We start from the raw sequence: 12805 nt of genomic DNA on the forward strand, positions 1-12805 counted from the left end.
GTGAACCATGAGAATTTCTTCTTTTACTCTCGTCAAAGACGGCTCCAGAATCACCGACTTCTCGAAATTCAAGGAAGGTGAAACCGAAGTCGCCACCACCGTAGAAACCTTCTACGGCGAAGACTACATCAAGGTTCCGGCGAAGCATTCCTTCTCGCTTACCTACCTTCCGAAATCCGGTGCCGACCTGGACTGGGTCAAGGAAGAGGCTTCGAACGATAACGGCTGGACCTTCATCATCAACTATGTTGGCGGTAACAAGGTCACCTATACCGGCGTTCACCTGCTCAAGTCCACCCCGAACGAAGTGGACGGCAAGACCGCCAAGGAATCGCAGCTTGACTTCTACGCAGAGGACAAGAAGTAGCCATGACCGCTTTGTCTGACAAAATCAAGGCCGCCCGTGATGCCGCCGAAGAGGTCGATGTCGCAGAATCTGCGATTATCGACCAAATCAAGGCGTCGCACGATGTCTTCAAGGATATCGAGTGGCCCGGTGTCCCGGGCGTGAAAGTCCGAATGAGGCTTTTGACGGTCTCAGAAGCCCGCAAGGCGAAAGTCGATAACCAGCAGGAGTTCAACCGTGACGGTATCGAAATCGGCATGCAGAACCTGGCGGACTACCGTGAACAGGAAGCTGTGCACGGTATGTGGCGGGCGTTTTCTGACCCTGCCACGGGAAAGCCGGTGTTCACCAGCGCCGAGCACATGCGAACCCTGTGCACAAATGACGAACTGAAAGCCTTGTGCGATGCCTACAATGCCTTCTCCGACGAGAACGACCCGAACCTGGAAAAGCTCTCGGACGAAGAATTTGAACAGCTCAAGGACATTCTCAAAAAAAAACCGGACCAGATTCGCTCGAAAGTCTTAAGCTTGCCTGTAGCCTGGAAGCTTCTGCGTATTTTGGTTGCCCCGCAAGAGAACTAAACGACGCCCAGTGGCTCCTCATCTTTTCGATGAAGGGCTATTTGGCCAACGATAAAGGATGGCAGAGCATTGGCTGACAATAGCGTTACATTGCGTATCGGCGCGGACCCGACAAGGCTTGAAACCGGCCTTAGACAGTCTTCCGCCTCGATTAACAGCTTTGGCGTCCGTGCCCGTGCAAGCATTGCGCGTGTCGGTAGTTCCCTACGGGGGCTTGCAGACCGTATGGTCACGCCTTTCAATTCGTTGGTCCTTGGCGGTGGGCTTGGCATGGCCATCAAGAATGTGGGCGACCTTTCCGAATCGCTCATGTATTACGGCTTTGCCGCAAAGAAAAGCGACGCGGACACGAAGGTGTTCCGCGAATCGCTGCATAAGACGGCGGTCGAAACAGGGGTTGCCGCCAATGAAATCCTGAACGGTGTTTCAAAGATCGGTGAAATCACGGGTGACTTTGATTTTGCCGAAAAGATGAGCGTTAGCCTAGCCAAGGCGTCCAAGGCTTCCCAAACTTCTATTGAAGACCTGGCTGCCGTAGCGTCTTCCATGAAAGGTTCCATGGGGTATAGCGCCGACCAGGTTCTTAATGCCTTTAATGCCTTGATTATTCAAGGCGAAAAGGGTTCCTTTACATTGCAGAGCTTCGCCGCCGAAGGAAAGGCGTTGCTGGCGTCTGCATCTACGTTTGGCATTAAATCCACGGATCAATTCGCCAAATTCGGTTCTTTCCTCCAAATTGTCAATGAAAAAATCAAGAGTTCAGCGGAAACAACGACATCGGTTTCTGCGCTATTTTCTGAACTGATCGACAAGGCTGCCGATATAAAAAAGAAATTTGGCGTAAGTGTATTCGACAAGAACAATGAACTTCGCGAATTTGATGTAATTATCAAGGAAATCATGGCAAAGACGGGCGGAAGTCTTAAAAAGTTGTCGCCTGTATTTGGCGCATCCTCGATGAAAGCCATCAATCCCCTGATTGGGGAGTTCCAAAACAACTGGGAAAGGATGGAAGACATTGCCAAGGCTGGTATCGAAGGGATGAAAAATTCCGATGTCCTGGAAGATTACTACCAAAAAGCGTCCAATTCGTTCAATAGCAATGTTGACAAGATGAAGGCTGTCGCACTGCAATTTGCCGACACGAACCTTACGGGCCCCGTGGAACAGCTCACGACAGCGCTTGGCTTCCTTTCCCGCCATCAGGGGATTGTCACGGCTGGCTTCAAGGCGATGGCCGTTGCAGCTATCGCCTTGGGTGCCGTCAAGATTGGCGGCCTCGTGAAGGATGTCGCTGGGCTTGCCAGGGATATCAAGGGAATCTGGAGCAAGAAGGGCGGCGCTGGACCGTCTGCCACCAGTGCGGGCGCTTCTGCGTTGAACGCTTCTGTCCAAAAGGTATTCGTGGTCAACATGCGCGACGGTTTAGGCGGTGGCTCCGACTACATGGACGACGATGTTCCGCCTGTCAAGAATATGGCAAAGCAGACCTCCGTGGCGATGGAAACTACCACAAGAGAGGTCGGCAGGTTCCGCCAGGGACTTTCTACCGCACGTGCGGGGCTGAACAAGCTCGGCAATACCGCCCTTGGTCGCATCGGCCTTACGGCTGCCACCACCTGGGCAATGGACAAGATCTACGACTTTGGCCAGGCGTTCATGGAATGGCGCAATGTCGTTGCCGATGTCGAGGCCAACAGCCGCGCCATGGTGGAACGTAACCAGGAGAATTTTGAAAAACGGTATGGCAGCAAGGCTGCGGTGTATAGCAAGAAGCACGGCGAAACCCTGCTCGAAATCCAAAAGGAAGAAAACAGTTTTTTGCCTTCGCAGAAGAAACTCGACAAGCTCTATGCCGACCTGAACATGTATAACACTCTGATGAAGAACGCCATCAAGAACGGCGACGGGAAAAATGGCGTGTCTGCCCAGGAATACATGGCGAATTTTGTAATCAACATCGATTCTTCCGGGAAAACCGTAGTGGAAACCGACAAGGGCAAGCCGCCCAAGGTCAAGGTCCACAAGAATACACCGGGCTGGGGGGCGTAAATGGCAGAAGCGAAGACCGCAAAGCTGGGCCCGTGGGAACTTAAGCTCGTATCCATCGACGATGACATCTCTCATGCCATCTCGTCCACGACCTACCCCTACAAGAACGGGGCGGACCATGAAGACATGGGCGTCAACCCGGAAACCTTCAAGTTTTCAGGCGTTCTCTCAAATAAAGACTACGACAATAACTATCAGTCGCTGCGCAAGTGGTTTTTGTCCATTTTCAAGAAGCCTGTAGAACTCTTTCACCCGGACCACGGGACTATTTACGGCTACCCGAAGACGGCTTCTTTCAGAAATGACCGCCGTCGCCGTTTCTGCGAGTTCACCTTCGATTTCGAAGTCGATGAAATCCAGCCCGACATCCAAAGTTACACGGACCCCTACCAGAACAATTTCAAGCAGGCGCAGGCCCTCAACCTGGAAGTACAGGAAAGCGTGGCTCTATCGATGCAACAGACGGGCGTTCCCGACATCCCGGGATCTTCGGACTGGTCGCTTATTGACGCGTGGTCGTCTCTTGGCGATGCCGCCCGCAGTTTTGCCAATGCGACAAGCAAGGCGATGGGACAACTCCTTGGCGCCCTTGCTACCGTCAAGGCTCCAGTCGATGCTATAAACACTACTATCGATTACTTGGACTCGCTATCTGGAACCTTGACAAAGGCTATCCAGGAATGTTGCGATTCCTTCGTGACTCTTGCCAGAAAGACAGGTCTGAATAATGGCAAATCCAGGGCTTCTACGGCCACTTTGGTGAGTAGCGCGTCTTCTATGCTGGCATCCCTTTATGACGCCCCTGCAAGCGTCCGTTCGGCTTTTGCGACCCTTGCGGCGGCAACAGTCGCGACAGAGACTGCCAAGCAGATTTCCGATGACAAGAAAAAGATGGGCGAATCCTTCGCCGCAGAACGGATTGTCATGGACGATGCCGAAGGCCGTGAACTGGCAGAGGAAAGCAAAGTCTACCTTGTTACGCCTGCCGATTTGGAAGATACCCTAGCCCTGGCAAGGGAGTTCATTCAGCAAGTCCTTCCGCAGGCTGTAAGCCCTTACAGGCTCAAGAACATGGCCGCGATGCTATCCGATGCGGTACTTCGCATAAAGCTGGAATACATGACCACAAAGACGGTCGATGTGTCCCACGAAACTCCGCTTCACAAGATTGCCCTGGAAAACGGCTTGAACTACAAGGCCGCTGAACGTCTTTGCGCATTGAACAATGTCAAGAATCCCACTTTCATGCAAGGCAAGGTGATGGTCTATGGAGAATGATGAAGTCATCTTGTTTGTTGTGAACGCTCGCGATGCAAAACGATATAGCGTGGACAAGTTCGTAAGCTATACGATTGACGCGGACCTCTATTCCCCGGAGGGCTCATTCTCGTTTGAGTGCGATTCCAAGTATGACGTGACCAAGGGCGATCCCTGCGAAATATACGTGAACCGCAAGTGCGTGATGAAGGGCATTGTCGATTCCGTGCGTCGTTCGCTGTCTCGCAGCGGGCCAAAGCTAGAAATCGAGGGGCGTTCCGTCGCGTCCGTCCTGGCAGACTCCAGCGTGACAAACTTCGGGACTTTGCCGACGACTTTGCCCGCACTGGCTGAAAAGCTGGTACGGGACTTGCCGATTATCTCCAGGAAGGATTTTGTTTTCAAGTCCAAATCCAACAAGGTTCAGGTCAATAGAAAGTTCGTGGAACTTTCTCCGGGAGACAGCGTTTTCGATGTCCTCAAGAAGGCTGCAAATTCGCAGGGTTTCCTGTTCTGGGCGTCTCCCGAAGGCGAACTGGTCTTTGACAAGCCGGTTGCCCGCGGCCAGGCAGATTTCAAGATCCACGCCTTTGAAAACGGCGAGGAAATGGACTACATCGAAGGCTCCGTCACCGAGACACTGAACGGGCAGCATTCGCTCATCAAGGTTATCGGCGAAAGCCAGGATGATGACGACATCAAGTATGTGGCGGCAAAGGTAAAGAATGACGATTTCCCGTTCTACCGCCCGCTTGTCGTGAACTGGAACGAAAACGAGGGCCCCGCGAAGCGCACCGCAGAACTCCAGCTTGCGACGGAAAAGGCTTCAGCCATCCAGCTCGAATATACAGTTCCTGGGCATTCGCAGAACGGTAAGCCCTGGACAGTCAACGCCTTTTGCGATGTAGAAGACCATTACAACGGTGCGGTTGACTCCTACCTGATTAAGCGCCGCACGTTCACCCTTGACAGGCAGAACGGCAAACGCACCCGCCTGGAACTGCAACCGGGAGGCTCCCTATGATGAAATTTTTCACTAGCGTCGTGACAAGCTGCAAGGATATTGCTGGAAAACTCCGCAGTATCAGCGGCAAGGCCAACGGCATACAGTTTGAAGAACGGCAGATGATGCAGCACTTTGGCTTCATCAGCATTCCCAAGTCTGGCGAACGCTGCCTTTTCCTGCAATTCGGCAATGTAGTCGTTGCGGTTGCGAGCGACGGCAAGGACCGCCCCGCCGTAAAGGAGGGCGAAACTGCACTTTACAGCGACAAGGCCCACTACATCATCCTCAAGGATGACGGCACCGTCGCCATCAAGGCAGATGGCGGCGTCGATGTCGATGGCGACCTTCGCGTAAATGGCGAGGTGAGCGACAAGGTGGGCAAGCTTTCCAAGCTGCGCGACAACTACAACCAGCACACCCACATCGGCAACCTCGGCGCACCTACGGCACCGACGGACAAACAGGACACGGGGGCGTAAATGCTTGACCTGGACACTCTCGATTCCGAATTTACCCGGATTGTCAAGGCCGCCGACGGCAAGACAAGCGTGGCCCCGCAGCTTGCCAAGGCATACGACGACTACGCCAAGGGCGGCATCATTCTCGGCGCGGACCTTTCGGCGGGTGGCGACAAGTCTCTCCTGGAAAGCGCCTTCTCGGTGCTCGACCCGTCCAGCGGGACGCCTGCCAACATGGCGGCGAAGCTCTGCGCCTACTGGCAGGGCCTTCCTAAGCCTGGAATTCCGTCCCACGGTGGCGTGGCCGTAGTTTCCGTCGTTCCGACCTTCGCGGCTGCCCAGGCGGGCGTTCTGGCTGCCATAATGGCCTGCGTCACCACGAATGAAGTTCAAAAGCCCTACAAGAAGCTTTTCGGAGACATTGAAACCGTCTTGAAGACCGCCGTCTGCACCGTCACCGAGACCATGCCGACGACACCGCCGAGCCCGTCACCTTTCCCGGAGTTTTTACAATGACTACAGACCAGATTAAAGAAGAAGTCCAGCTCTCGCTTACCGTCGCCAAGGGATCCTTTTACAAGAAGCCCGAATTTGGCCACCGCTTCAAGGAACTCGCCCGGGAAGTGGCGCCCGAGAAGACCAGGAGCAGGGCCGAAACATACGCCGCCGAGGCGTTGCAGTGGATGATTGACTACAAGCACCTGAAAAGCGTCGTCTCGACGGCTACCTATATCGATAGCGACAAGCTCCAGGTGCATGTGGAATGTACCGCCTACAATGGCGACGTGATTGAATTTACCCGTTTCGTGGAGGTTAGACAATGGCCGTAACAGTTGACCAGATCTTTCAGCGCATGGTGACCGATGCGAAGAATATAGACCCGCTGATAAATATCAGCCAGGGCACGGAAACCTATATCCGCTTCGCGACAGCCGCGTCCGCCATTTGGGGCCTATACAAGCAGATGGACTGGACCCTTGACCAGATTTTCCCGACCACGATGAACCAGGAGAGCCTGGAACAGTGGGCGAACGACCGAGGGCTGGACTACAGCAACCTGACCGCAAGCGAGCTTTTGACGCTCATCCTGTCGTATCTTCGCAACCCGAAGAGCGGCGGCAAGCCAAGCGACTACGAACGCTGGGCGCTCGAAGCGTCTTCTGCCGGCAAGGCTGTCGAGCTCGAATCCTCGATGATTTCCGGCAATATGCCCGACCTGAGCGCCGCCAACGCCGTCAAGCCGCACGACCGCGAGAACATCGCCTTTACCTGCGGCTCCAGCGACACCGAAAAGTATGTCGTTATTGACTTTGGCGGTTCCAAGGAAATTATCGGCATCGGGCTTGGCTTCATTACCAACCGACCGGCTTCTTTCAATGTCTATACGTCCGACGATGGCTCGACCTGGACCAAGCAGGGCAAGGTTGAAAGCGCCTACTGGTGGGCCATGACCACTTTCGAATCTGTTTCTACCCGATATGTCAAGGTAGAACTCGACGAAATCGAGGCTCTTGAAAGCTGGCAGACTGCATCCCTGAACGCCGTCAAGTGCTTCGGACTCGAAATCTACGAACCGGCTGAATCCGACGAAGCCCCGACGACATCCCGATGCCTCAAGAACTACTACGGCGTGGGCACGGTGCTCATGCTCATTGGCCCCAGCACGCTCTCTATGCGCTGCTGCGAAGCCGTCCGCGTCAAGTGCGAAGACGAAGGGCCGGTGGCCCCGCGTGAAATCTGGGTCAATGTCCCTGTAGAAACGACCCTTTCCCTGCGCGTCACGGTAAGCGGCTTGTCCAATATGGACGAAGACGGCTTCCGGGAAGACGTGACCAAGTATTTTGCCGACCTCAGCGCAGGCGACCTGTTTATCCCCGCCCAGATTGTCGTGTTCGTGCTCAAGCACGGCGGGTCCAATGCCGTTGTCGAGGTCTCGAAGAACGGCGGGGCGTACCAGGAACAGACTTCGGCAATCTATCCCGAAAATGAAACAGACCGATTTGTCCTTGGTGAACTGGTGGTGCAGTAATGAGTGAAAATTTTTTCGATAGTCGGCATTACAGGGCGCTCTCGCGGCTGCACCCGCTCCAGATGGACCTGGAAGAGTATGCGGTGTGCAAGGAGCTTGACCGCGCCCTGGAAAGCGCAGACGGCGTTTACCGCGAAATCTTCCCCAGTTCGGCCACCGCGACGCTCGAAAAGTGGGAAAACCTTTACGAATTAGGCCATTCCGGCACCATTGAAGCCCGCAGGGCGGCGCTCCTGGAAGCCATCAACCGTGATTCTGGCATTGCCGAACGCCACTACAAGGCGCTTGCTGCGTCGATGGGCTTTGAAATCGACATCGTGAAGCCGCCGCGCATGTTGCGTGCGGGCCTTGGCCGTGCGGGTTTTGAAATCTACGACCCGGACGAACAGTACACCTGGACCGTGACCAGCGACCACCCGCAGCACGGCATTTACCGTATCGTGGACCTGCTCGAAGCCGAGAAAATCCCGTTCACGCAGATCCGCTGGCAGATCTCTAAAGAAAAATTCCTTGAACTTGAGGACGGCAAGCTCCTGAAGCTCGAAAGCGACAAATTCCTTATCCTGGAGGACGAAAATGAATAAGATAAATTTTAAAACGGGCACTATCATTCCCCCGGAACTGATGAATGCCTTGCAGAATCCGTCGTTCACGAATGATGAAGAAGAGGCCGGACACTTGCCCTTGCCGCCCAACTACGGCAAAAAGGTCCAGGTGTTCAATACGGAAAACCGTGCAGTGGACCTGTCTACTGCTTCGAGTGGCTTTGCCGTCGTTATCCATCACAGTTCTTCGCTGTCCGGCGAGCCTGAAACGGTCACGATTGACGGCGTCGGCGGCACCGGGGCCAATACGATTCTACTGGTAACCCGTGGAACGGACTATCCTGTAATTGTATCTTTGCCGCAGAATTCTGTTTCTCGCAAGGAAATCTCTATCAAGGGCGGTTCAAGCGTCCTTTTGACGTTCTTCTCCTATGGTGCTGCGTACGTTTGGAAGTATTACGAGCTCGAAACCAACCCGGTCGCCATGACCGATACGGGCTGGAAGAGCTTTACGCCCGGAGGCGTTTCTACCGATTTCGTGAAATTCGCCACGCTTAAGGTCCCCAAGGACTACAGCGCAATCGTGATGGTCAAGGGAACAGGTCATTCTGAATATCCGGTAACGTCGGGTAGTACAGGCATTGTCAAAGAATATACCTTCAAGGCAATAGACGCCAACAATAACGAAGAAAACTGCGAAATGTCCATTCTTAAAGTCAACGAATATGGGCGACAAACTCAAGATTATGACGCCAGGGATGACCGTTTCAGCGGATATCTTGTTATTCCGCCATTGAGCACACCAGCACAGCGCAGCGTCGATTTGAAACTTAAAACAAACCAAGAAGCGATTACTATTGCGGCGTCCTTCAGGGCGCTGCTCTACAAAGCGAACCTTGACACGACTTTACTTGCATAAGAGGTGACTATGGCTAACAGTAACGAAGCATTCGAAGGCGAAAAGACCGGGCAACTTTCCCCGGTGACTCTTGCCGCCGCACGCGAAAACCACTACGAAGGCGTTTTCAGCATTCAGGGGAGTTCCAAGCGTCTTGATGCGGCTGAAATCGCCGGAACGGCTGACATCGAAGATGAGTATAGCGAAAACGGGTACTATGTCGAAGGTGCCTTGAGGTATCATTCCGGTGTGCTTTACCGCGCCAAGAATGATATCGGCTCCGAGAATACCCCCGCCGGTCCGTGGGACTCTACCAAGTGGGAAGTGGCCAAAATCGGGCGAATTATGGCCAGCAAGGCCGATGTAAATGCCGCCCTTGGCAATATCGAAACCCTCTTGGCGGCTATTTAAGGAGGCTTTAAATGAGCGTTGCAAGCGAAATTACGCGCCTTAACGGCGCAAAGGCCGATATTATCCAGGCCATCACCGACAAGGGCGTCACCGTGCCGTCTTCGGCGAAGCTCGACGACATGGCCCAGCTCATCGCATCCATAACCGGCGGCGGTGGTGGCGGCAATGGTGTATATTTACAGGCGATTCTTCCGGTTTTCGGCGGAAAAGTGCTTGTCGTGGATGAAAATGGGTATATCGGTTGTAAAAGTCTCCCGACATATTATCCTTCAGCTTATACCAGTTATGCCTTTGTAGTAAGCGGTGCAGATTTTTCGAGTTCAGGTCTTGGCCAAGTAACTTTGGTTACTCCGGGAACGGCTGATATTGGAGGTCGTTCTTACCGAACTGTGTCTATTAACGGTGTCATTTGGATGGCTGAAAATCTTGATTTTAAGGCTTCTGGTATTGACATTGGGCCGTCTGGATCTCCTGGAACTCCCGCTGCATGGTACTACGATAACAGTGAAAGTACCTATGGCGAAAATGGCAATAAGTACGGGTTGCTCTATAATTGGCATGCAGTAAAGCATCTTAACGACAACCGTGAACTGTTGATGAACGGCTGGCATGTCCCTACAACAGCAGAGTGGGATGCTTTAGCCAATGCCGTTGGAGGTACTGGAGTAGCAGGTTCGAAGCTTAAATCATCTACAGGATGGTCATCTGGTAACGGAACCGACGACTTCGGCTTTGCGGCCTTTCCTGCTGGCTACCGGTACTCGGGCTCCTTCTACAGTTTAGGCAGCAACGCGTACTTCTGGACGGCCACAGAGAACTCGTCCACCTACGCCGACAGCCGTAGCTTTGATACGGGCGCATCGATGGGCTCGCACAACGTCAGTAAGACTTACTTCGCCTTTTCTGTTCGTCTCGTCAAGGATTCCTAAGTGAGCCTAGGCCCTTTGGGGCCTAGAGCGAACGGGACCGGAGCGCCGCAAGGCGCACGGTCCTGAATTTAATTAAATTTGCCCCCCGGCTAAGCATCCAGAAGCAAGGCTGCGAAGCAGCCTTGCGAATTTTTTTATGAATACAGAAGACATCATAAAGTTTGAAAATAACGCCGGAAACGAACTCCATCTGTTTCGTGACAGACTGTTCTGGCAGGCTTGGGAACGTTCTGCGTTCCTTTTTTCAAAAATCTTTAGAAAATACCAGGTTCATCACAGATTCGTCCAAAAGGTCGCGCAGGACCTGGTGTGGCTCGGCTTCCCAAAGACCGTGCTCAAAGATGTCCAGATGACGGCGAAGCAGAAGGCCTTTTCTTATGAAGTATTGGACGATTCTCATATCGTAATAAAGGGAATACCAAATATTGACGGCTTCCAGGAATGGAAATCTGGCATATTGTCTTCGCCTACGGCAGACAAGAAAAAGCCTGTCACAAAAGATGCAAAAGACTCATCAAAGAAAGATGTAAAAACCGCTGAATTTTTGCTTTATAGGCTGGTTTTTGACTTTATCATTTATTCTTCAAAACTTGTCCCTAAAATCGACAGAGACTATAAATTCACCATCGGGGAACGGATAGTCAATGAGTTGGTGAACGTGGGAGAGTACATTTTTCTTTATATTAACCATAGAACGGCCATTGATTCGACCAGTGTGATAGATTCTTTATATCGAATACGGTTTGATTTTCGTCTTTTAAATGAACTTAAACAAGTAAGCATCGACCAATGGATGTTTGTAAACACTAAAATCGAGGAAATTTTGAAAACGATAATGCCAGAATCCATGAGTTTACGGACGCATGGAGCGAGCAAAGAGGAATCCAGTATTCTGCCCTCATCACCGGGTCTTCCTGGTGACGGGTTTACACCGCTTACAAGATCCAATGAAAGCCTCTTTTAAGCCTTATTAAATGAATACTCAGTCGTAAGGGCTTTGCGGCCTTTCCTGCTGGCAACCGGAACTCGGGCTCCTTCAACAATTTAGGCAGCAACGCGAACTTCTGGACGGCCACAGAGAACTCGTCCACCAACGCCTACAACCGTAACTTTGATACGGGCGCATCGATGAACTCGAACAACAACAATAAGACTAACAACGCCTTTTCTGTTCGTCTCGTCAAGGACTCCTCGGAGGGCACCATATCGGTGCCCTCTCTTTATCGTTTACTGTATAAATCCTATCGTTTAGCCCGCAAAAACAAGCGGAATACCAGAAGCCAGCTGAAATTCGAACTAGACCTAGAATCCAACCTATTAAGGCTTGCCCAGGAGCTCTATTCAAGAACTTACGAATTATCCCCGTCTGTATGCTTTATTAACGAATTACCCGTAAAAAGAGAGGTCGTTGCGGCTGATTTCCGCGACCGTGTAGTGCATCATTTGCTCTGCTCCTGGCTGTTTCCAATTTTCGAGAGACAGTTCATTTTTGACTCATACAGTTGCCGCAAGGGTAAAGGAACCTTTTTGGCATAAATCGTGCCCGTGGATTCTTGCGGGCGGCCAGCAACGACTTTCACAGAGATTGCTGGGCCCTCAAGCTTGATGTAAAAGGCTTCTTCATGAATATCAACAAAGACCTGCTTTACGGGTTTATTATGGATGGCCTTGAACGAGCCAAATGGAGCGATGTCCCTGATATTGACCTTTGCAAGTACCTTATTAAGAAGATTGTCTATGCAAAACCGCTAGATACGGCTATATTCCGTAGTCCACCCGAAGCCTGGGACAACCTTCCGCACGATAAATCGATGAAATATGCGGGCGACGAAAGAGGTCTACCTATAGGCAATCTTACTTCGCAGCTGTTCGGCAATATCTACATGAATAAACTGGACCATTTCGTCAAAAGAGTGCTGAAAATACGCTATTATGGCCGATACGTTGACGATATGGTCCTTGTCTCAGATGACAAAGAACGGCTGGTCGATGCCATTGACCGTATTCGAAAATTCTTGAAAAAAGAGCTTCTTTTGACCCTTCACCCGCATAAAATACAACTACAGCCAGCCGCCTTCGGTTTTGACTTCCTTGGCGTCCATATATTGCCCTATAGGGTATATCCTGGCACTAGGGTGCTCAAAAACTGCAAAAAGGCCGTTGTCAATCCAGACAACGACCAAGCTAAACAGGAGTCAAGAATCAATAGTTACGAAGGAATGTTTAAGCACTTGAACGGAACCAGTAAAATTCGTAAATTTATAGCCGATTCAAGGAAACCTCAATAACC

General features: G+C 52.0%; 16 protein-coding genes. All 16 read left to right on the forward strand.

All coding sequences use genetic code 11. From position 1 onward, the window contains the following. Window positions 1–7 precede the first annotated feature (7 nt). The 16 genes from B7994_RS07425 (at window position 8) to B7994_RS07500 (ending at window position 12803) form a co-directional block, all read left to right on the forward strand. A complete protein-coding gene (locus B7994_RS07425) occupies window positions 8–367 on the forward strand; it encodes a hypothetical protein (RefSeq protein WP_088637842.1) in 360 nt (119 codons plus the stop codon). 2 nt (window positions 368–369) lie between these two features. After that, window positions 370–930 (forward strand): hypothetical protein, encoded by a 561-nt coding sequence (locus tag B7994_RS07430; protein WP_088637843.1) that lies wholly within the window; start codon window positions 370–372, stop codon window positions 928–930. A gap of 69 nt (window positions 931–999) precedes the next feature. Beyond that, entirely contained in the window at window positions 1000–2982 is a 1983-nt protein-coding gene (locus B7994_RS07435; RefSeq protein WP_144063794.1) for a phage tail tape measure protein, read from the forward strand. Next, window positions 2983–4260 carry a DNA circularization N-terminal domain-containing protein gene (locus B7994_RS07440; protein WP_088637845.1) on the forward strand — a complete coding sequence of 426 codons (1278 nt, stop codon included), beginning with the start codon at window positions 2983–2985 and terminating at the stop codon, window positions 4258–4260. Next, window positions 4250–5263 carry a phage baseplate assembly protein gene (locus B7994_RS07445; RefSeq protein ID WP_088637846.1) on the forward strand — a complete coding sequence of 338 codons (1014 nt, stop codon included), beginning with the start codon at window positions 4250–4252 and terminating at the stop codon, window positions 5261–5263. The genes B7994_RS07440 and B7994_RS07445 overlap by 11 nt, the downstream gene beginning before the upstream one ends. Next, window positions 5260–5724 carry a phage baseplate assembly protein gene (locus B7994_RS07450; protein WP_088637847.1) on the forward strand — a complete coding sequence of 155 codons (465 nt, stop codon included), beginning with the start codon at window positions 5260–5262 and terminating at the stop codon, window positions 5722–5724. The genes B7994_RS07445 and B7994_RS07450 overlap by 4 nt, the downstream gene beginning before the upstream one ends. Beyond that, the gene (locus B7994_RS07455; protein WP_088637848.1) at window positions 5725–6219 is read left to right on the forward strand and encodes a hypothetical protein; all 495 of its coding nucleotides are present in this window, start codon (window positions 5725–5727) and stop codon (window positions 6217–6219) included. Next, window positions 6216–6533 (forward strand): phage GP46 family protein, encoded by a 318-nt coding sequence (locus B7994_RS07460; RefSeq protein ID WP_088637849.1) that lies wholly within the window; start codon window positions 6216–6218, stop codon window positions 6531–6533. Before B7994_RS07455 ends, B7994_RS07460 begins: the two co-directional genes overlap by 4 nt. Further along, window positions 6524–7732 carry a discoidin domain-containing protein gene (locus B7994_RS07465; protein ID WP_088637850.1) on the forward strand — a complete coding sequence of 403 codons (1209 nt, stop codon included), beginning with the start codon at window positions 6524–6526 and terminating at the stop codon, window positions 7730–7732. The genes B7994_RS07460 and B7994_RS07465 overlap by 10 nt, the downstream gene beginning before the upstream one ends. Beyond that, window positions 7732–8316, forward strand: a complete 585-nt coding sequence (locus tag B7994_RS07470; RefSeq protein ID WP_088637851.1) for a putative phage tail protein — start codon at window positions 7732–7734, stop codon at window positions 8314–8316. The genes B7994_RS07465 and B7994_RS07470 overlap by 1 nt, the downstream gene beginning before the upstream one ends. Continuing rightward, complete coding sequence (locus B7994_RS07475; protein ID WP_088637852.1) at window positions 8309–9196, forward strand: hypothetical protein; 888 nt, start codon at window positions 8309–8311, stop codon at window positions 9194–9196. Before B7994_RS07470 ends, B7994_RS07475 begins: the two co-directional genes overlap by 8 nt. 9 nt (window positions 9197–9205) lie before the next feature. Beyond that, complete coding sequence (locus tag B7994_RS07480; RefSeq protein WP_088637853.1) at window positions 9206–9586, forward strand: hypothetical protein; 381 nt, start codon at window positions 9206–9208, stop codon at window positions 9584–9586. 11 nt (window positions 9587–9597) lie between these two features. Then, window positions 9598–10515 (forward strand): FISUMP domain-containing protein, encoded by a 918-nt coding sequence (locus B7994_RS07485; RefSeq protein ID WP_088637854.1) that lies wholly within the window; start codon window positions 9598–9600, stop codon window positions 10513–10515. Between the two features lie 136 nt (window positions 10516–10651). Further along, window positions 10652–11479 (forward strand): hypothetical protein, encoded by an 828-nt coding sequence (locus tag B7994_RS07490; RefSeq protein WP_088637855.1) that lies wholly within the window; start codon window positions 10652–10654, stop codon window positions 11477–11479. A gap of 14 nt (window positions 11480–11493) precedes the next feature. Further along, entirely contained in the window at window positions 11494–12051 is a 558-nt protein-coding gene (locus B7994_RS14450; protein ID WP_088637856.1) for an FISUMP domain-containing protein, read from the forward strand. 17 nt (window positions 12052–12068) lie between these two features. Continuing rightward, window positions 12069–12803: an RNA-directed DNA polymerase gene (locus B7994_RS07500; protein ID WP_088637857.1), complete on the forward strand. Its 735-nt coding sequence runs from the start codon at window positions 12069–12071 to the stop codon at window positions 12801–12803. Window positions 12804–12805: the final 2 nt, after the last annotated feature.

The organism is Fibrobacter sp. UWR2, assembly GCF_002210285.1.
Lineage (GTDB): Bacteria > Fibrobacterota > Fibrobacteria > Fibrobacterales > Fibrobacteraceae > Fibrobacter.